This is a genomic window from Pseudomonas moraviensis (assembly GCF_900105805.1).
GTDB classification, from domain to species: domain Bacteria; phylum Pseudomonadota; class Gammaproteobacteria; order Pseudomonadales; family Pseudomonadaceae; genus Aquipseudomonas; species Aquipseudomonas moraviensis_A.
In genome coordinates, this window is sequence record NZ_LT629788.1 from 116,528 (window position 1) to 135,178 (window position 18,651).

General features: G+C 59.8%; 18 protein-coding genes. 11 read left to right on the forward strand and 7 right to left on the reverse strand.

Annotation, left to right across the window (positions count from 1 at the left end):
* Positions 1–2 precede the first annotated feature (2 nt).
* Both BLU71_RS00630 and BLU71_RS00635 read left to right on the forward strand, forming a co-directional pair.
* Positions 3–425, forward strand: a complete 423-nt coding sequence (locus BLU71_RS00630; RefSeq protein WP_083352085.1) for a hypothetical protein — start codon at positions 3–5, stop codon at positions 423–425.
* A 42-nt stretch (positions 426–467) separates the two neighbouring features.
* A complete protein-coding gene (locus BLU71_RS00635; protein ID WP_083352086.1) occupies positions 468–1,076 on the forward strand; it encodes a tail assembly protein in 609 nt (202 codons plus the stop codon).
* A 107-nt stretch (positions 1,077–1,183) separates the two neighbouring features.
* Here BLU71_RS00635 and BLU71_RS27200 read toward each other — a convergent pair whose 3' ends face one another.
* Positions 1,184–1,507: a hypothetical protein gene (locus BLU71_RS27200; protein ID WP_156889205.1), complete on the reverse strand. Its 324-nt coding sequence runs from the start codon at positions 1,505–1,507 to the stop codon at positions 1,184–1,186.
* Positions 1,508–1,572: 65 nt separating this feature from the next.
* Here BLU71_RS27200 and BLU71_RS00645 point away from each other — a divergent pair, with 65 nt between their 5' ends.
* The 7 genes from BLU71_RS00645 to BLU71_RS00680 are packed head-to-tail and all read left to right on the forward strand — an operon-like array spanning position 1,573 to position 9,185.
* Entirely contained in the window at positions 1,573–5,139 is a 3,567-nt protein-coding gene (locus BLU71_RS00645; protein ID WP_083352088.1) for a host specificity protein J, read from the forward strand.
* A gap of 41 nt (positions 5,140–5,180) precedes the next feature.
* On the forward strand, positions 5,181–5,486 hold the full coding sequence (locus tag BLU71_RS00650) for a hypothetical protein (protein ID WP_231982455.1): 306 nt from the start codon (positions 5,181–5,183) through the stop codon (positions 5,484–5,486).
* Positions 5,483–6,145, forward strand: a complete 663-nt coding sequence (locus BLU71_RS00655; protein WP_083352090.1) for a hypothetical protein — start codon at positions 5,483–5,485, stop codon at positions 6,143–6,145. Before BLU71_RS00650 ends, BLU71_RS00655 begins: the two co-directional genes overlap by 4 nt.
* Positions 6,146–6,170: 25 nt before the next feature.
* Positions 6,171–7,376 (forward strand): hypothetical protein, encoded by a 1,206-nt coding sequence (locus tag BLU71_RS27605; protein WP_231982457.1) that lies wholly within the window; start codon positions 6,171–6,173, stop codon positions 7,374–7,376.
* Positions 7,373–8,095: a hypothetical protein gene (locus tag BLU71_RS28035; protein WP_156889206.1), complete on the forward strand. Its 723-nt coding sequence runs from the start codon at positions 7,373–7,375 to the stop codon at positions 8,093–8,095. The genes BLU71_RS27605 and BLU71_RS28035 overlap by 4 nt, the downstream gene beginning before the upstream one ends.
* Positions 8,096–8,145: 50 nt before the next feature.
* Positions 8,146–8,679: a glycoside hydrolase family 19 protein gene (locus BLU71_RS00675; RefSeq protein WP_083352091.1), complete on the forward strand. Its 534-nt coding sequence runs from the start codon at positions 8,146–8,148 to the stop codon at positions 8,677–8,679.
* The gene (locus BLU71_RS00680) at positions 8,676–9,185 is read left to right on the forward strand and encodes a lysis system i-spanin subunit Rz (RefSeq protein ID WP_083352092.1); all 510 of its coding nucleotides are present in this window, start codon (positions 8,676–8,678) and stop codon (positions 9,183–9,185) included. Before BLU71_RS00675 ends, BLU71_RS00680 begins: the two co-directional genes overlap by 4 nt.
* A gap of 43 nt (positions 9,186–9,228) precedes the next feature.
* On the opposite strand, the gene BLU71_RS27850 is transcribed toward BLU71_RS00680, so the two are convergent.
* The 3 genes from BLU71_RS27850 to BLU71_RS00690 form a co-directional block, all read right to left on the reverse strand.
* Complete coding sequence (locus tag BLU71_RS27850) at positions 9,229–9,363, reverse strand: hypothetical protein (RefSeq protein ID WP_268893325.1); 135 nt, start codon at positions 9,361–9,363, stop codon at positions 9,229–9,231.
* Positions 9,360–9,695, reverse strand: a complete 336-nt coding sequence (locus BLU71_RS00685) for a hypothetical protein (RefSeq protein ID WP_083352093.1) — start codon at positions 9,693–9,695, stop codon at positions 9,360–9,362. The genes BLU71_RS27850 and BLU71_RS00685 overlap by 4 nt, the downstream gene beginning before the upstream one ends.
* Before the next feature lie 309 nt (positions 9,696–10,004).
* Positions 10,005–10,223 (reverse strand): hypothetical protein, encoded by a 219-nt coding sequence (locus tag BLU71_RS00690; RefSeq protein WP_083352094.1) that lies wholly within the window; start codon positions 10,221–10,223, stop codon positions 10,005–10,007.
* A 564-nt stretch (positions 10,224–10,787) separates the two neighbouring features.
* Here BLU71_RS00690 and BLU71_RS00695 point away from each other — a divergent pair.
* Positions 10,788–12,419, forward strand: a complete 1,632-nt coding sequence (locus BLU71_RS00695; RefSeq protein WP_083352095.1) for a Na+/H+ antiporter — start codon at positions 10,788–10,790, stop codon at positions 12,417–12,419.
* A gap of 46 nt (positions 12,420–12,465) precedes the next feature.
* Here the strand turns inward: BLU71_RS00695 and dapC are convergent, their stop codons facing one another.
* From dapC to map, 3 genes are all read right to left on the reverse strand, one after another.
* Complete coding sequence (dapC, locus tag BLU71_RS00700) at positions 12,466–13,665, reverse strand: succinyldiaminopimelate transaminase (protein ID WP_083352096.1); 1,200 nt, start codon at positions 13,663–13,665, stop codon at positions 12,466–12,468.
* Between the two features lie 200 nt (positions 13,666–13,865).
* A complete protein-coding gene (locus BLU71_RS00705; protein WP_083352097.1) occupies positions 13,866–16,568 on the reverse strand; it encodes a [protein-PII] uridylyltransferase in 2,703 nt (900 codons plus the stop codon).
* Between the two features lie 40 nt (positions 16,569–16,608).
* Positions 16,609–17,391 carry a type I methionyl aminopeptidase gene (gene map, locus BLU71_RS00710; RefSeq protein ID WP_042606978.1) on the reverse strand — a complete coding sequence of 261 codons (783 nt, stop codon included), beginning with the start codon at positions 17,389–17,391 and terminating at the stop codon, positions 16,609–16,611.
* A gap of 373 nt (positions 17,392–17,764) precedes the next feature.
* On the opposite strand from map, the gene rpsB reads away from it, so the two are divergent.
* Entirely contained in the window at positions 17,765–18,502 is a 738-nt protein-coding gene (gene rpsB / locus BLU71_RS00715; RefSeq protein ID WP_003222119.1) for a 30S ribosomal protein S2, read from the forward strand.
* Positions 18,503–18,651 lie beyond the last annotated feature (149 nt).

Sequence of the window (18,651 nt, forward strand, 5' to 3'; positions counted from 1 at the left end):
ATATGCGGACATTGATAGGAGCGTTGGCGGTAGCGCTGTTGGCGGGGTGTGCGACTTCGCCGACGCCTTCCAATGAAGCCAAGCAGGCACCAGCCAGTCAGCTTTCGGCCTACCAGGTCAAGCCATCAGGGGCATATGGGACGCTGCAAGTGATCCGCGACTCTGGGCAGACCGGAAGCCTTTGTTCAATGGCTGTTTTTATCGATGGCAAACAAGCCGCCAAGCTCGACCCGGGTCAGAAGGCATCTTTCTATTTACCGCCTGATTCGGTTTCAGTTGGCGCCGCTTATACCGGCTCTGGCATCTGCTCCATGGGAGCAGCCCGAGTGGAGCGGGAAGCGATCGTGAAAGACGGCGCGGTCAAGAAATACCGAGTTTTCACCGGGGGCGATGGGCAGATCGACATACTGCCCACGACTCTCTGAACAGACCGCCTCCGGGCGGTTTTTTATTGTCTGGAGAATGGCATGTGCTCAGCAATTACCTACACGCCGATGACGAAAGTCATGCTGTCCGGGTCGCTTGCGAAGAAGTTTTTTCGAAGCAAGCCGTTCCTTCTAGACTGCGGATCGGCCGTGGAGGTGTTCCGCGCGCTCAATGCGACCATTGATGGTTTCGCCGAGGAGATTAAACGACTGGAGCGCCTTGGACTGAAGTTTGCGATCTTCCGGAATCGCGAGAACATCGGAATGGACGGATTCGATCTCGGAGGTACACGGGAAATCCGCATTGTTCCAGTGATTGGTGGCAGCAAGCGTGCCGGCGGGCTGCAGACCATTATCGGAACAGTGATGATCGCCGCAGCCTATGTACTGTCATTCACTCCGTTTGCAGCTGCATCGCCGTTTTTGTATGCGGCCGGCGCGTCGATGGCGATCGGCGGCGTCATTCAAATGCTCAGCCCGCAGGCCTCTGGCCTGAAGCAAAGCGCATCTCCCGAAAACTCCCCGTCCTACGCCTTCGGCAGCGCCAAGAACACCACGGCCAGCGGCAACCCGGTTCCGATCTGCATCGGCGAACGCCGGTGGGGCGGGATGATCATCTCGGCCTCAATCCTGGCTGAAGACAAAGCTTAACGGCCTGGGACCGGCCGGTGATACAGTCGCCATTTTTTGGAGGGAAGACGATGCAAAGGATAATCGCGGCAGTTTGTTGTGCTGTTGCTCTGGGCGGCTGTACCACATCACTCCAGGATATGCGGGCAGAGGGGCCTGAGAAGACCTTCACAACCCAGAAGCCGGAGCAGCAGGTCGCAGAATGCATCCTTTATGCCTGGCAAAACCAGTCGCTGGCGGGGGTCCACTACGCGGTGAGCCTTCAGCCTCGCCCAGGCGGTGGGAAGTCTGTGGTTAACGCCGGAAACAGAGAGATGGCGGACGTTATCGGCGAAAAAGGGCAAACCGTAGTTCGGTTCTACACTAGCGGCAGCATGGGATGGATAATCGATCGCCGCGTCGCGAGCGCCAAGACCTGTCTTTAGATTTTCTCCATCTGCCAGCAGTTTCATAAGCTCCACCGCACAGATCACCACCTAACCCGCTTCGGCGGGTTTTTTTACGCCTGGAGGAAAGCATGGGCGCAGCAGCACAGATCGATATCCACGGTGAGAAGGGCGGCAGCAGCAAGCCGAAATCGCCGACCGAAGCCAGCGACAGCCTGCGCTCGACCAACCTGGCCAAGCTGCTGATCGCCGTGGGCGAGGGTGAATTCGACAGCGTCCCGACCGATTACGACATCTACCTGGACAACACGCCGATCCGCGATGCCAGCGGCAACTACAACTTCCCGAACGTGAAGTGGGATTGGCGCCCGGGCTCAGTGGATCAGACGTACATCCCCGGCATTCCGTCGGTGGAAAACGAGACGTCGCTGAACATTGAGCTGCGCAGCGATTCGCCGTGGGTGCGCTCGATCACCAACACCCAGCTTTCCGCAGTGCGCATGCGGTTGGCCTGGCCGGCGCTGCAACGCTCCGATGACCAGGGCAACGTCGGCGGGTACCGAATTGAGTACGCAATTGACGTGGCCACCGATGGCGGCGCCTATCAGCAGGTGCTGGTGGACGCCGTCGATGGCAAGACCACCACGCGCTACGAGCGCTCGCGCCGGATCGATCTGCCGGACGCCACCACCGGGTGGCAGATCCGCGTGCGCCGCCTGACGCCGAACCAGAACACCAACAAGATCGCCGACACCATGCTGGTGGCCGGTTACACCGAGGTGATCGACGCCAAGCTGCGCTACCCGAACACTGCGCTGCTCTATATCGAATTCGACGCCGAGCAGTTCACCAACATCCCCGCCGTCACCGTGAAGTGCAAGGCGCGCCGCTGGATGGTTCCGAGCAATTACGACCCGATCGCGCGCACCTATACCGGGACGTGGGATGGCTCGATGAAATCTGCCTGGACCAACAACCCGGCGTGGATCACCTACGGCATCTGCACCGAAGACCGCTTCGGCCTGGGCAAGCGCATCAAGCCGTTCATGGTCGACAAGTGGGAGCTGTACCGCATCGCCCAGTATTGCGACCAGATGGTGCCGAACGGCCTGGGCGGTCAGGAACCGCGCTTCCTCTGCGACATGAACCTGCAAGGCAAGGCTGACGCCTGGTCGCTGCTGCGCGATATCTCGGCGATCTACCGGGGCATGACGTACTGGGCGCAGGGGCAGCTGGTGATGCAGGCGGACATGCCGCGCGCGCAGGACTTCGACTATGTGTTCACTCGGTCGAACGTGATCGACGGCAAGTTCTCCTACGGCAGCGCCTCGGCGAAGACCCGTTACACCCGGGCGCTGGTCAGCTACGACAACCCGGCGAACAACTACGACACCGACGTCATTCCGTTCGCTGACCTGGATCTGCAACGCCGTTACGGCGACCGGCCGACCGAGCTGAGCGCCATTGGCTGCACGCGCGCCTCCGAGGCCCAGCGCCGTGGCAAGTGGGCGATCCTCAGCAACAACCAAGACCGCACCGTCTCGTTCAAGACCGGTATGGAAGGCGTTATCCCGCTGCCCGGGCACATCATCCCAGTGGCGGATTCGCTGCTGGCTGGTCGCGAAGTGGGCGGCCGGATCTCGGCGGTGGCGGGGCGGGTGATCACGCTCGATCGCGACACCCAGGCCAAGGCCGGCGACAGGCTGATCATCAACCTGCCGGGCGGCCGCGCCGAAGGCCGCACAGTGCAAAGCGTCAACGGCCGCGGCGTGACCGTCACGGTCGCCTACAGCGAGCCGCCGGTTGCGCAGTTGCAATGGGCGCTGGACGCCGATGACTTGGCGATCCCCCTCTATCGCGTGCTGCGCACCAAGCGCACCACCGAGGGTGACTACGAAATCAGCGCGCTCCAGTTCGAGCCGAGTAAGTTCGCTTTCATCGACACCGGCGCACGCCTGGAAGAACGCCCGATCAGCGTGATCCCGATCACCGTCGTACCGGCGCCGGCGAGCGTATCGCTGTCGTCGACTTCATCGGTTGTGCAGGGGATGGCCGTGGCCACCATGACCATCACCTGGCCTGCCGTGGATGGAGCGGTTGGCTATGACGTGGAATGGCGCAAGGACAGCGGCAACTGGATCAAGCTGCAACGCACTGGCATGACCAACGTGGACGTGGTCGGCATCTACGCTGGCGCATACGTGGCTCGCGTCCGCGCAGTGAGCGCCTTCGACATCACGTCGCCGTGGCGCAACTCGATCCTGACCAACCTCAGTGGGAAGCAGGGGCTACCGCCGGCACTGGCGTTCCTTACCGCGACTCCGCTGCTGTTCGGGATTTACCTCAAGTGGGGTTTCCCGGCTGGAGCCGAGGACAGCCAGCGAACGGAGATCTGGTACGGGCCGACGACCAGTCTGGAGGCCGCCACGAAGCTGACCGATCTGGCGTACCCGCAAAGCGACTTCTCGATGCTTGGTCTGCGCGCCGGCGTCACTTTCTACTTCTGGGGCCGGATCGTCGACAAGATCGGGAACATCGGTCCGTGGTTTCCGATCGCCACCGGCGTGCAGGGGCAATCGAGCGCTGACGCCGCGGCAATTCTGGAAATGATCGCCGGTGAGATCGGCCGCACGGAGCTGGGGCAGGACATCCTCGACGAAATCGACAAGATCCCGGGGTTGCAGGCACAGATCGATGCGCTGGATGGGCTGAAGACTTACAACCCGGACGACACCTACGAGGAGTATGACCTAGTCGTGGTGGGCAAACGGATCTATCAGGCCACCGGCCCCGTGCCCACCGAAACGCCTCCGCCAAATCCGCTCTACTGGCTCGACGTTGGGCAGACGGTGGAAACTGCCAATGGCCTCGCCCAGCAGGTCGCTACCAACACCGCCGAGATCACCGAGATAGACGGAGTTGTCACGGCGCAGGCGACAGCGTTCGAGGCTCTGCGCGCATCGTTTCGCGATGACAACGGAGAGGGTGAGCTTGCTGACGCGCTCAAAGGGTGGACCACCACCGCAGCGGTCGCATCTGAAAGCAAGGTCAGGGCCTCCGAGAATCTCGCCAGCGCGCAGAAGATCACAACGCTCGATGCCAAGGTGGCGACGAACGAGGCCAACGTGACGGATCTGCGCCAGGTCGTTGTCACTGACCGGGAAGCCACGGCTCAGGCCCTGACTCAGGTCAGCGTGAAAGTCGGAGAGAACACGGCGGCCATTCAGGAGACATCGACCGCCTTTGCGAACACCGACGGTAAGTTGTCGACGATGTGGTCGGTGAAGATGCAGGTCACGGCGAATGGTCAGTACGTCGCGGCCGGTATTGGCCTGGGCATCGAGAACACCGGAGCGGGGTTGCAGAGCCAGTTCCTTGTCAGCGCTGATCGGTTCGCCATCGTCAACACTATTGCCGGCGGAGCCATATCGGTTCCGTTTGCGGTGCAGGGCGGCCAGGTGTTCATGAACTCGGCGTTTATCCAAGACGGCAGCATCACAATGCTCAAGATCGGCCAGTACCTGCAATCCGATAACTACGTTGCCGGGACGCTCGGATGGCGCTTGGATAAAGCGGGCAACCTCGAATTCAACGGCCCAGCGCCTGGCGGTGGTCGCCTGACAATGACCAATAGGGCTATCAAGGTTTTTGATCAGAACGGCGTGAAGCGGGTGCAGCTTGGAGATCTCGACGCATGACTTATGGAGCGAGGGTCTGGGACGAGAACGGCAATCTTGCCATGGATACCAACAGCTCCACCTATCAGGTGATCTGGCAGGGCGTGATCGATTTCAGCGGTAATACGCCCAGCTACACCCTGAACATTCCCGGCTTCAACCCGGCCAATTGCGTGTTCATGATCATCCCGACGAGAGCACAGGATGTGCAGCCTTCGGAGAATGACTCGTCGGGAAACCTTCGATCCTATCCATACGTCACGACGGCGGTCGGTCAGGTTGTGGTGCAGCCGAAAAACCCCTCGTCTACAACCGGCCTGCAATCGAAAGTTGTTTCGAAGGCTTACGCGATAAGGTTTGCCACATGAGCTACGGATTCCAGAGCGTCAACGATAACTCTTTTGTCCAGATCGACTCCGAAGCGCCACGGCTCTGCATGCTCACCAAAGGCACTTATTCGGGAGTGGCGAACGCGACAGCGACATTTTCCCGGGCAGTGCAAAGCCAAGATCCGCCGCTGGTTTTTATTCGACCGAATCAGACGGGCGTGATTCAAGTCCCCTATTCGGTTTGGTTCACCGGTGGTCCAGGCAACTGGACTGGCTTTTCGATGAATGCGTCGAAGGTCAACGAGTCGTTGAGCGGTCAGTATTTCGTGGCGGCCTGGGCTTCTATGGGGACAGCCACTTACGGTCTGCGCCTGTGGGATCCAAATGGAGTGCTGTGCTACGACAGCGGCGCGCCCGCAGTGATCGTGACATTCGCGGCGGGAAACTGGACGTACATCGGCACAGAGCAGCTTAGCGTCGGGCAGCGCTATATATGGGGGATCAACAAGGCGCTGGGTGTAGGCGAATACGTTTCCATCAATCCTTTCACGATGACCTGTCACAACAACTCATCAGGCGGAAGTTGCGCGCTGGGCGTTGATTACGCCAACGGCCGAATCCTGATGTACAGCCTTGCCTCGAACGCCTGGACAGATCAGGGGCATCGGCCCTTCCTCTGCGCCAAATTGCTCGCCTGAGCTCTTCTATTTCTGGAGTTAGTCAATGACCTGGTACAAAACCGGGACGGTTTCTGTCGTCCCAAATTCCAACGCAGTGGCCGGCACCGGGACTTCGTTCCTGTCCAACGGGCGCGTAGGTGATGCCTTCCGCGGGCCAGATGGTGGGTGGTACGAGATCACCAACATCGCCAGCGATACCGCCATGTCGATCTCGCCGAACTACCAAGGAGCCACCAACGCGGCCGGTGTCTACGCGATCGCTCCGATGCAGGGCTATGTGAAGGAATCGGCGGACGCGCTGCGGGCCCTCGTCAATCAGTTCGGCGCGCAGTTGGCCGCCCTTGGCACCACTGGTAACTACAACATTCTGCCGCTGGAAAAGGGCGGGACCGGCTCTGATACTTTGGCGGGGGCGAAAAGCAGTCTCGGCATTCTCGATATCCAGACTGTGGTGCGCGGCGGGACAGGTGCCAATAATGCGCCAGAAGCGCTCACCAATCTGGGCGCGCTGCCGGTGGCCGGCGGGAAAATGACCGGCGCCCTGAATGAGGCGACCGTTGTCACCCTTGCCAGTGCGGCCACGGTAAACGTCGGCGCCGCCGCCTCGAACATCGTCAGCATCAGCGGGAACACGACAATCACCAGCTTGGGTGTAATCGCCTCGGGCGCGCGGCGCACGCTGCGCTTCACCGGCAGCCTCGTCCTGACGCACAACAGCTCGAATCTGATTCTGCCAGGTGGCGCAAATATCACGACTCTGCCCGGCGATTCGGCTGAGTTCCTGAGCTTTGGCTTAGGGTCGTGGGCGTGCCTTGATTACTCCCGTGCAAACGGAAAGCCGATCGCTTTCGCCTACGATCGATCCAATATCCTAGGCGCACTCGCACAGGCTGGCGGTGTACCAACGGGCGGCATTATCGAGCGCAGCTCGAACTCGAACGGGTCGTACGTGAAGTTTGCCGACGGGACGCTGATCTGCACGCAGACGAACCAGGGCTCGCTCGGTTTCTACAACGCTTCGAACATCGGCTTTATCTGGACCTACCCCCATCCTTTCAGCTCATACAACTTTGCTACGGCGAACATCGTGGGGACGCTGGGCATTGCCCGCGGGGTGACGTCCGTCGGCGCCTACTCGCGCAACGCGACAACCGCAAACATTTCGGCATTCAGCTTGGGCGGCTTCGCCGGATCTGATGCTACCTCCTTCACTTTCGACTGTTTCGCAATCGGGCGGTGGTACGAATGAAAATTATCTTGAGCCCCCAGCGGCGTGATGATCAATTGGTAGTAACCAAAAGCGGCGAAGTCCTGACCGTCAACGGTTTGGTTTACGACTTCTCGCCGATGGGCAATGGCGACACTCTGCCGCGTGATGCATTGGACAGCGAGTGGTTCGCCGGGGACGTCGACAAGGTCGATGGGGAGCTGGTGCTGACCCTGTTGCTGCCCAACCCATGGAACTACAGCCAGGCACAAGCGTTTCCCGTGCCTCTTCTCAACGTCCCGGACGGCCCCGTCGTCTTCCCCGAACCCAATCCTGTAGAGGAAAACGCAGAGCAGCAGGCGCCAAGTCTGGCAATACCCGCGATGGCCTCGGCCGGAGTTATTGACTGGTCGAAGCTGATCACCGCTGCGATGAAAGCGACGGCGGCAGCGGCAGAGCATCTGGCACAGGCCAAGGCTGATCTTACTGCGCGAAATGCGAGAGCGGTCACCCAGATCGCGCGTATCCAAGACCGGGTCGATACGATCGGTTTCGGCATTGATATCGGCGAAGCCACTGCGGAGGACGAAGCCGAACAGGCTGCGCTGCTCGTAACGCTCAAGGCTTGGAAAAAATACAAATTCGACCTGGGCAAGGTGACGACGCAGCCGACCTGGTATCAGGCGCCGGTCTGGCCGGTCGAGCCGCCAATCCCCGAGATCGTCGCTGCGCCCATGCTGATCTCATCCGGTTCGATTTGACCGCGTCGAACCTGTCCACACATCTCCCAAGAAATTCCCCGGAGCGACCCATGCCAATCACTCAGCAGCAATTGCTGCAAATCCTCCCGAACGCCCGCACCCAAGCGGGCGTTTTTGTTTCCGCCCTCAACACCGCCATGCAGCATTACCAGATCGTTGGCCCGCAGCGCGCCGCCGCGTTCCTCGCACAAATCGGGCATGAGTCCGGCCAGTTGCGCTACGTCCGTGAGATCTGGGGGCCGACCGCCGCTCAGCGTAGGTACGAGGGCCGGGCAGACCTGGGCAACACCGTGCCGGGTGACGGCCGGAAGTATTGCGGGCGCGGCCTGATCCAGATCACCGGGCGGGCGAACTACGCCAAGTGCGGTGAGGCGCTGGGCCTTGACCTGATCAATCACCCTGAGCTGCTCGAGCTACCGCAGCATGCTGCGATGTCGGCGGCGTGGTTCTGGAAACAGAAGGGCCTGAACGATTTGGCCGACCGGGACGAGTTCAACACCATCACCCGTCGCATCAATGGCGGCCTGAACGGCTTGGCAGATCGGCTGGCGCTGTGGGAGAAGGCGCGGGCGGTGCTGGCGTGACCGTGCCGTGGCGGTTGATCGGCGTGGTGCTACTGGTGCTTGCCGGCTTCGGCAGCGCCTGGCAGTTCCAGGACTGGCGCTACGGTCGGCAGCTCGCGGAGCAAGCCAGGTTGTACGGCGAGACGCTGAACCAGCTCGCAACCGCCGGCGCCGAGGCGCAGAAGGTGGAACAAGACAAGCGTCTGGCGCTCGAGCAGAAACTGGCAGCCAGTGAGCAAACCCATTACAGGAAAATGACCGATGCCCAACGTGACCAAGATCGCTTGCGCGATCGCCTTGCCACTGCTGATCTGCGGTTGTCAGTCCTCATCGATGCGGATTCAGCCGGTGGCTGTGACGTGTCAAAAGCCACCGGCGCCGGCGGCGTGGATCATGCAGCCGTACGCGCCCGACTTGACCCAGCGCATGCTCAAAGAATTATCGCCATCACCGACACCGGCGACCGTGGACTGATCGCGTTGCAGGCGTGCCAAGCGTATGTGCAAGCCATCAATGCGCAGAAATGAAAAGGCCTCGCAAATTGCGAGGCCTCGAATTAGGTAGCGGCGGTTACGCTGCTTGCTTGGCGCCTACGTGGGATGCCAATGCTTTTTCGGTGGCGTCAAGCTTCTTCTCGATGGATTCAAGAATAGCTGCTGCGCGTTTAGCCAATGTGGCGAATTCGAAATCGCTTAGCTTTTTCACAGGAATGACCTCATATCAAGTTGTTTAACAAAGCTGTCGAGTGCGTCGGAGTCATCATCGTCGATGGCTTTCGCAATCCCTTCCATGCAGCTCACATACTCAGTTGCTTTCTGAGCCGTGTGAGCATCATCAATTTGGGCGGCTAGCAAATCAATGATCGAGCACACCTCCCTGAACTGTGCTGCTATCTCAGCGTACGTCGGGTTTTCAAGCTTTAGAACGCTGATCGAATAGTTTTTTGCTTGGTGCAAAACTCGGTTGGCAGCGTGTAGCACGGCGTCATAGAGAATTGCAACCGTTTTCTGCTTTTTGCTTAGCTCTTCCTGAACCATCCCCGACGACCCTGACTTTTAGAAAAATGTCGCGGGATTCTATAGCTATTGATGAGACTGTCAATTGGGCTCTTCAGTCACAAATTCAATATGGGCTAGGCTTCGGGTTACGTCAATAAGCCTTATTTATCTATTTGATTCATTACATCTATGCGTCTAGCACGTGGCAATTCGTTGAATGCTTTGAAATATTTCTTACTGCTATCGACCATTATGAATCGGCGAATGCTCAATTTACTGTACATACCGTTCGTCGGTTTATTGCAAAACTCAATTGGACGAAGCGTATGAAAGCCTTCGTTCAACGGCTCAGCGGCGAGCGGCCGCGTTTTCGATGATGATGAAGATTGCTTCAATTGTGGCGGGCGTTAGGCAGCGCGCCGCTTCCAGTCCCTCGACAAAACCCTCTGCGCGTTCGACTGCCAAGCGGATATCGACCTCGCTTCGAGCAGCCGAAACCCTTTGAACGTGAGCGGTGAGTTTGCTGTGGAATGAGGGTGGAAGCGTCAGGTCTTCAAGTTTCTTCACGGAGCGTCATCCATACATCTGTGTTACTGGAGTGTAGGTTTGATTGCGTTCGGCAGGACGCCGGGGGCGAGATTGTCTTCTTGGATTTCTTCCCCAAAACGCAACCGTTCGGGCCAATGTTTATTGGGTTCTGAACAGTCGCAAAATGGGGTGCTATTTAGTGCTATTTTTCGGCTCAAGGCCTTGATTTCAAAGGTCTTGATTGATTCCTATGCGGCATCCCAGGCTTTGATGCCGAAAAGGTGCAACGTTTTACTTGAAACGGCCAAGGAATCGCCCCCTTTACAGGTGCTGGAAAAAAATGGTGACGGATTATGCCATGACCGGACGGTTTCGCGGCGCCTCAGGTCGATTTGGCCATGCAAAACCCTGTGGGAGCGAGCCTGCTCGCGAAGACGCCATGTCAGTCATTATCTCAGTGCGCTGAACGACCGCTTTCGCGAGCAGGCTCGCTCCCACAATGGGGGCGCGTTCCGGCCGTGCGACATAGGTGCAACGGTCAGCCACAGCCTAAGGGGCTAATATGGCAGTTCAACGCTGTCGATCGCCTGAGATTTTCGCTTTATGCAAACTGCTTACACCGTCCTCATCCTGCTGATGCTGGTCAGCGTCTCGCGCCTGGTCGGGCGGGTCATCCCGCTGCCGTTGCCGCTGGTGCAAATCGCCGCCGGTGCCTTGCTCGCCTGGCCGAACCTGGGCCTGCACGTCGCCCTCGATCCCGAGCTGTTCCTGTTTCTGTTCCTGCCGCCATTGCTGTTTTCCGATGGCTGGCGCATGCCCAAACGCGCGCTCTGGCAATTGCGCGGACCGATTTTGACTCTGGCGGTCGGCCTTGTTCTGTTCACCGTGGTCGGCGCCGGCTATTTCATCCATTGGCTGTTGCCGACGATTCCGTTGCCGGTGGCCTTTGCTCTGGCGGCGGTGTTGTCGCCGACGGACGCTGTAGCCGTTTCAGCGATTTCGCAGAACCGTTTGCCGACGCCGCTGATGCACATGCTGCAAGGCGAGGCGCTGATGAACGACGCTTCGGGTCTGGTGACGTTCAAGTTCGCCCTCGCTGCAGCGGTCACGGGGGTGTTCTCGTTGACCAATGCCAGCCTGACGTTCGTCGCGGTGGCGCTGGGTGGCCTGGCGGTCGGCGTGGCGCTGAGCTGGCTGGTCGGGCGCCTGCGGGCGTGGATGATCGCGCGTGGCTGGGACGACCCGGCGACCCACGTGGTGTTCATGTTGCTGCTGCCGTTCGCCGCTTACGTGTTGGCGGAACGTCTGGGCGCCTCGGGCATTCTTTCGGCGGTGGCGGCGGGGATGATGCAGAGCTGGCTTGATCTGTTGCCACGCCAAACCAGTACGCGATTGCTCAACCGCAGCGTCTGGTCATTGCTCGAATTTGCTTTTAACGGCTTGATCTTCTTGCTGCTCGGCCTGCAATTGCCGGACATCATCAAAGCCGTGGTCAGCCACGAACCGACGCTGTGGCCGACGCTGTTCTATCGCTGCCTCGATGTACTGGCGATTTTCGTGGCGCTGGTGCTGCTGCGGTTCATCTGGGTGCAAAGCATCTGGCGTTTGTCGGTGTTATTGCGCCGATTGCGCGGCAAGGGCGAGCTGACGCAAGTGCCGACGGCGCGCTCCTGCTGGTTGCTGACCGTAGGCGGTGTGCGCGGGGCGGTGACGCTGGCGGGCGTGATGTCGGTGCCGATGCTGATCGGCACCGAGGCTTTTCCTGAACGCGACTTGCTGATCTTCATCGCTGCCGGGGTGATCCTGCTGTCGCTGGTCTCGGCCTGTATTGCGCTGCCCTTGCTGCTGCGCGGTATCGATAAAAGTCCGGACGACAAGCGTCGCCAGGAAGTGCGTGATGCCTGGCGCAAGACCGCTGAAGCCGCGATTCATTCCTTGGAAACCGAAGAGGTGGTGCCGCAGGATGCTGCGCAAGCGGCGTTGGCAGCGGAGCTCAAGGCGCGGATCATGTCCGAATATCGTCATCAACTCGATGTGTTCAACGATTCCGCCGAAGCCCAGGCGCTGGCGTTCCAGATGGATCTGCTGGAGCGGCGCTTGCGGTTGAAAGCGCTAAGGGCGCAGCGGCTTGAGCTCTACAGCCTGAGCCGTCAGCACCAGATCGGTGATGACGTGTTGCGAGAAGTGCTGGGGGAACTGGATTTGAGCGAGGCGAATCTGGGGCAGGTCAAATAGCCGTTTGAACGCTTGCAGCAGGGCCGCTGCTGCAAGCGTTCGCTGATCACTGCTGTCGGGTGATGAAGTCGCGAATTCGTTCGGCGGCTTCAACGCATTCAGCCAGCGGCGCAACCAATGCCATGCGCACACGGCCGGCGCCAGGATTGACGCCATCGACATCGCGAGACAGATACGAGCCCGGCACCACGGTCACGTGCTCCTGCTCGAACAGATCGCGGCAGAACGCCGCATCATCGCCCTGCACATTCGGCCACAGATAGAAGCTGCCATCCGGGCGCTGCACGTCCATCACCGGGCCGAGGATCTCCAGCACCGCATCGAATTTCTCGCGGTACAGCGCACGGTTGGCGCGCACATGCACTTCGTCATTCCATGCGGCAACGCTGGCCAGTTGGGTTTGCACTGGCATCGCACAACCGTGGTAAGTGCGATAGAGCAGGAAACCCTTGAGGATGTCGGCATCGCCGGCAACGAAGCCTGAACGCAGGCCCGGCAGGTTGGAGCGCTTGGACAGGCTGTGAAAGACCACGCAGCGCTTGAAGTCATTGCGGCCCAGTTCAACGCAGGCGCTGAGCAGGCCCGGCGGCGGGGTTTGCTCGTCGAAGTACAGTTCGCTATAGCACTCGTCCGCGGCGATGACGAAGTCGTACTGATCAGCCAGGGCGATCAGCTTCTTCAGGGTTTCAACCGGAATCAGCGCGCCGGTCGGATTGCCCGGCGAGCACAGGAACAGGATCTGGCAGCGCTTCCAGATGTCTGGCGAAACGGCATCGAAATCCGGGTTGAAGCCGTTTTCATCAAGGCACGGCAGATAGTGCGGTTTGGCCCCGGCGAGAAACGCCGCGCCTTCGTAGATCTGATAAAACGGGTTGGGGCTGACCACCAGCGCATCGTCGCCACGGTTGACCACGGTCTGGGTGAAGGCGAACAGCGCTTCGCGGGTGCCGTTGACCGGCAGCACATTGCGCGCTGGATCGATCCAGCCGCTCGGCACGCCAAAGCGACGCTCGCACCAGCCGGCGATGGCTTCGCGCAGGGCCGGAATGCCCAAGGTGGTCGGGTACACCGCCATCTGATCCAGATTGTTCGCCAGGGCTTCGGCGACAAAACTCGGTGAACGGTGTTTCGGCTCGCCGATCGACAGGGCAATCGGACGCTTGTCCGGGTTCGGCGTGACGGTGGCGAGCAGGGCACGGAGCTTTTCGAACGGGTACGGCTGGAGCTGGTTAAGAGCGTTGTTCATCGGGGCCTCGGTCGATGTCGGAGGGACAGGCACAATATCAGGCTGGAACGCGCCCTGTGGGAGCGAGCCTGCTCGCGAAGAGGGTGGTCCATCCAACATTGGTGTGCTGAATGACCGCTTCGCGAGCAGGCTCGCTCCCACAGGGTTTCATTGTCAGGCTGTCATTGGCGCTGGTCGGTCCGACAGGAAAATTCATTGATTCAGATACTGATCCGCGAAAGTTTGATATCTGGTTCCTGGTTGACGCTCAGCTGTTCGACGATCGCATCCTGCAAACGGCTGCACAGCAGCGGATCGGACAGCTGCTGGTTGTGCGCATCGGTGATGAAGAACACGTCTTCCACGCGCTCGCCCAGGGTCGCAATCTTGGCGTTCTGCAGCGACAGGTCGAACTCGAGGAAAATTCCCCCGACCCGCGCCAGCAGGCCCGGCCGGTCGGGCGCCGTCAGTTCCAGCACGGTCACCGGACGCTGGGCGTCGTTGTGGATCGTCACTTGCGGCGCAAAGGCGAAGTGCTTGAGCTGGCGCGGTACGCGGCGCTGGATGATCGTCGGGTAGTCGTCCGGGTTGCGCAGGGCTTCGGTGAGGCCTTCGCGGATCTGCTTGATCCGCGCCGGGTTGTCGCCGATCGATTCGCCTTCGTTGTCGAGCACGATATAGGTGTCGAGGGTGAACTGGCTGCTCGAAGTGATGACCCGGGCGTCGTGAATGTTCAGGTTGAGCTGGTCCATCGCCGCCACGGTCACGGCGAAGAAGTCATGCTGGTCCGGGGCATAGATGAAGATCTGCGTGCCGCCCTCGAACTCGCGCTGGGTGGTTTCCTTGATCAGCACCAGAGGCCCGCCATCGATCGGTTGCTGCAGGATCGCGTCGCTGTGCCAGGCGACGTCGCCGGCGGTATGACGCAGGAAATAGTCGTCGCCCAGTTGCGCCCAGAGTTGCTCGACGTCGTCCGGGTCGGTGCCACCGCGCACCAGAATGTCCAGCGCGGCGCTCTGCGTCTGGCGGATCTGCTCTTCGCGGTCCACCGGATTTTCCAGACCCCGGCGCAGGGCTCGTTTGGTCTCGGTGTAGAGCTGGCGCAACAGGCTGGCGCGCCATGAATTCCACAGTGTCGGGTTGGTCGCGTTGATGTCGGCCACGGTCAGCACATAGAGGTAGTCGAGGCGGGTTTCGTCGCCGACCGCCTGGGCAAAATCGTGGATCACCTGCGGGTCGGACAGATCCTTGCGCTGCGCGGTGGTCGACATCACCAGGTGGTTCTGCACCAGCCAGACGATCAGGCGGCTGTCCCACACCGGCAACTGGTGGCGCTGGCAGAACGCTTCGGCATCGACCGCGCCGATCTCCGAGTGATCGCCATGCCGGCCCTTGCCGATGTCGTGGTACAGGCCGGCCATGTAGATCAGTTCGGGCTTGGGCAACTTGGCCATGAGTTTGGCGGCCAGCGGAAATTTCTCCGAGACCTGGGTGTACTGAAGTTTGCGCAGGTGCTTGATCAGATTCAGCGTATGCGCATCGACCGTATAGATGTGGAACAGGTCATGTTGCATCTGCCCGACGATAAAGCCGAACTCCGGCAGATAACGCCCGAGAATGCCGTAACGGTTCATCCGCCGCAGATTTCGGTGGATGCCGATCTTGCACTTGAACAGCTCGATGAACAGGCTGGTGTTGCGGATATCGTTGCGGAAGTTGTCATCGATGAGATGACGATGTTCGCGCAGCAGACGAATCGTGTCGGCGCGCACGCCTTTGATTTCCGGCTGCTGGGCCATCAGCACGAAAATCTCCAGCATGGCGAACGGCGTGCGGCGGAACACATTGTCATTGCGCGCTTCGATGTAACCGTCGTGCAACTGGAAGCGTGAGTTGATCGGTTGCGGCGGCGCTTCATCTTCCGGAGCGAGGATGACCTCCTCGAAATGCTGAATGATCAGGTCGCTGAGTTGGGCGATGCTCATCACCGTGCGGAAATACTGCTGCATGAAGTTTTCGACTGCCTGTTTGGCGTCGTCACCTTCAAAACCGAGCAGGCCGGCAATGGTGCGCTGGTGATCGAACAGCAGCCGGTCTTCCGAGCGCCCGGCGAGCATGTGCAAGGCATAACGCACCTTCCAGAGGAATTCCTGGGAGGAGGCGAGCAGGGCGTTTTCGCTCTCGACCAGAAAGCCTTCGCCAGCGAGCGCGCGCAGGTTGAGGGTGCCGTACTGACGGCGGGCGACCCAGAGAATCGTCTGAATATCGCGCAGGCCGCCGGGCGAACCTTTGACGTTGGGTTCGAGGTTGTACTCGGTGTCGTTGTATTTGTGGTGACGGGCCTTTTGCTCGGCGCGCTTGGCGAGGAAGAACTCCTTGGCCGGCCACATGTGCGCGGTACTCGTCACCTCGATCATGCGCTGGCGCAGACGCTCGGGGCCGCAGATGGTGCGACTTTCCATCAGGTTGGTGACCACGGTCAGGTCGGCGCGGGCCTCTTCGGCGCACTCGTCGACCGAGCGTACGCTCTGGCCGACTTCCAGGCCGATGTCCCACAGCAGCGTAAGAAAACGCTCGATGGAATCGCGGAAAACTTCGTGGTCAGCGCTGTCGAGCAGGATCAGCAGATCAATGTCGGAGTAGGGGTGCAGTTCGCCGCGACCGTAGCCGCCCACTGCCACCAGAGCGATATCGGCGTCTTCACTCCAGTTGAACTGCTCCCAGGCCTTTTGCAGGATGTTGTCGACAAACCAGGCGCGGTCTTCGATCAGGCGGCGGATGTCGCGGCCATTGCGAAAACGCGTATCGAGGACCTCGCGGGCCTGGCGGATCGCCTTCTTGAACGCCGCGATAGGACTCGCTTTGAGGGCCAGTTCAGCCTGGAACTGGCCGCGGTCGAAGAGTTCGGGATCCACCTGCGGCATCGATTGGCTTTCCTTCTATAGGCTGGGAGCGTTTTGTGAATCAGGCCGAGACGCGCGGGATGGTGTCATCGCTGCGCAAAGTGAAGATCTCGTAGCCGGTGTCGGTGACCAGCAGGGTGTGTTCCCACTGGGCCGAGAGCTTGCGGTCCTTGGTGATCGCCGTCCAGCCGTCGCCCAGTACCTTGGTGTCGGCCTTGCCCTGGTTGATCATCGGCTCGATGGTGAAGGTCATGCCGGCCTTCAGTTCCATGCCGGTGCCGGCGCGACCGTAGTGCAGGATCTGCGGTTCTTCGTGGAAGACCTTGCCGATACCGTGGCCGCAGAACTCGCGCACCACCGAGAAACCATTTTTCTCCGCGTGCTTCTGGATCACTTCGCCAATGTCACCGAGGCGGCAGCCGGGTTTGACGATCTCGATGGCCTTGTACATGCATTCCTGAGTGACTTGCGACAGGCGCTCGGCCCAGACCGGTACTTCGCCGACGTGGAACATGCGGCTGGTGTCGCCGTGGTAGCCGTCCTTGATCACTGTGACGTCGATGTTCAGGGTGTCACCGTTTTTCAGCGGCTTGTCATTCGGGATGCCGTGGCAGACCACATGGTTGATCGAAGTGCAGATCGACTTCGGGTAACCCTTGTAGTTGAGCGGGGCAGGGATGGCTTCCTGCACATTGACGATGTAATCGTGGCAGATCTGGTTGAGCTGATCAGTGGTCACGCCCGGTTTGACGTGTTCGGCAATCATTTCCAGCACATCGGCGGCCAGTTTGCCGGCGACACGCATGCCAGCGATGTCCTCGGGGGTTTTGAGGTTGACGGTCATACAGGCTCTCTCTGCGCTCGGCGGCGCTTACGGATACGAATAGGGTGGCAGGTGTGGATTGTGCGACCCTGAAAAACGCGATTCTACCAGACGGGAGGCGCAAATCCGCGCCTGCATGTCTGGCTTCTCTCTATACAATGGAGTCCGTCAGGCCGATTCCAAGGGGGCCGCGCCCCGGTCGCGGGTGCGAATACAGATTCCGGGTTCCGTTTCTGCGCACCCTGTGGTATAAAATGCGCCGCTTTCCGGGGATGCCCCGAAAAGCTTAAATCCACACACGTGTCGACACGATGACCTGGGTGCCTTGGGCTTTATGCCTCTGGTTGGTCATTGGGATACGTGGAGGCCAAACCCGACTTATCAAGGAACTATCATGTCCCAAGTCAACATGCGCGATATGCTGAAGGCCGGTGTGCACTTCGGTCACCAAACCCGTTACTGGAATCCGAAAATGGGCAAGTACATTTTCGGCGCGCGTAACAAGATTCACATCATCAACCTTGAAAAAACCCTGCCAATGTTCAACGAAGCTCTGACTTTCGTAGAGCGTCTGGCCCAGGGCAAAAACAAGATTCTGTTCGTCGGCACCAAGCGTTCCGCTGGCAAGATCGTTGCTGAAGAAGCAGCACGTTGCGGTTCGCCGTACGTCGATCACCGCTGGTTGGGCGGCATGCTGACCAACTTCAAGACCATTCGTGCTTCCATCAAGCGTCTGCGTGACCTTGAAGTTCAAGCCGAAGACGGTACTTTCGCCAAGCTGACCAAGAAAGAAGCGCTGATGCGCTCCCGTGATCTTGAGAAGCTGGATCGTTCGCTGGGCGGCATCAAGGACATGGGCGGTCTGCCAGACGCACTGTTCGTGATCGACGTTGACCACGAGCGCATCGCGATCACCGAAGCCAACAAGCTGGGCATCCCGGTCATCGGCGTTGTCGATACCAACAGCAGCCCGGAAGGCGTTGACTACATCATCCCAGGCAACGATGACGCAATCCGCGCTATCCAGCTGTACATGGGTTCGATGGCTGACGCAGTGATCCGTGGTCGCAACAATGTTGCTGGCGGTACTGTTGAATTCGCAGCTGAAGAAACTCAGGCTGCAGCTGAGTAATCGACGCCCCTGGCGTTGACTCAGTAAGCAAAAAGGGGGCTTGGCCCCCTTTTTGCCACCTCGAAAACCATTTGTCGGCGCCCACGTCTGTATTTGTCATGTGCGGCAGCCAACATGGGTGGTTCGGGAAGAATTGAACGCCCGTTCGA

What these genes read in the sequence shown, in the direction of transcription:
- BLU71_RS00630 (WP_083352085.1), top strand. Translation starts at nt 3, where the DNA reads ATGCGGACATTGATAGGAGCGTTGGCGGTAGCGCTGTTGGCGGGGTGT.
- BLU71_RS00635 (WP_083352086.1), top strand. Translation starts at nt 468, where the DNA reads ATGTGCTCAGCAATTACCTACACGCCGATGACGAAAGTCATGCTGTCC.
- BLU71_RS27200 (WP_156889205.1), bottom strand. Translation starts at nt 1,507, where the DNA reads ATGAAACTGCTGGCAGATGGAGAAAATCTAAAGACAGGTCTTGGCGCT.
- BLU71_RS00645 (WP_083352088.1), top strand. Translation starts at nt 1,573, where the DNA reads ATGGGCGCAGCAGCACAGATCGATATCCACGGTGAGAAGGGCGGCAGC.
- BLU71_RS00650 (WP_231982455.1), top strand. Translation starts at nt 5,181, where the DNA reads ATGGATACCAACAGCTCCACCTATCAGGTGATCTGGCAGGGCGTGATC.
- BLU71_RS00655 (WP_083352090.1), top strand. Translation starts at nt 5,483, where the DNA reads ATGAGCTACGGATTCCAGAGCGTCAACGATAACTCTTTTGTCCAGATC.
- BLU71_RS27605 (WP_231982457.1), top strand. Translation starts at nt 6,171, where the DNA reads ATGACCTGGTACAAAACCGGGACGGTTTCTGTCGTCCCAAATTCCAAC.
- BLU71_RS28035 (WP_156889206.1), top strand. Translation starts at nt 7,373, where the DNA reads ATGAAAATTATCTTGAGCCCCCAGCGGCGTGATGATCAATTGGTAGTA.
- BLU71_RS00675 (WP_083352091.1), top strand. Translation starts at nt 8,146, where the DNA reads ATGCCAATCACTCAGCAGCAATTGCTGCAAATCCTCCCGAACGCCCGC.
- BLU71_RS00685 (WP_083352093.1), bottom strand. Translation starts at nt 9,695, where the DNA reads ATGGTTCAGGAAGAGCTAAGCAAAAAGCAGAAAACGGTTGCAATTCTC.
- BLU71_RS00695 (WP_083352095.1), top strand. Translation starts at nt 10,788, where the DNA reads ATGCAAACTGCTTACACCGTCCTCATCCTGCTGATGCTGGTCAGCGTC.
- dapC (WP_083352096.1), bottom strand. Translation starts at nt 13,665, where the DNA reads ATGAACAACGCTCTTAACCAGCTCCAGCCGTACCCGTTCGAAAAGCTC.
- BLU71_RS00705 (WP_083352097.1), bottom strand. Translation starts at nt 16,568, where the DNA reads ATGCCGCAGGTGGATCCCGAACTCTTCGACCGCGGCCAGTTCCAGGCT.
- map (WP_042606978.1), bottom strand. Translation starts at nt 17,391, where the DNA reads ATGACCGTCAACCTCAAAACCCCCGAGGACATCGCTGGCATGCGTGTC.
- rpsB (WP_003222119.1), top strand. Translation starts at nt 17,765, where the DNA reads ATGTCCCAAGTCAACATGCGCGATATGCTGAAGGCCGGTGTGCACTTC.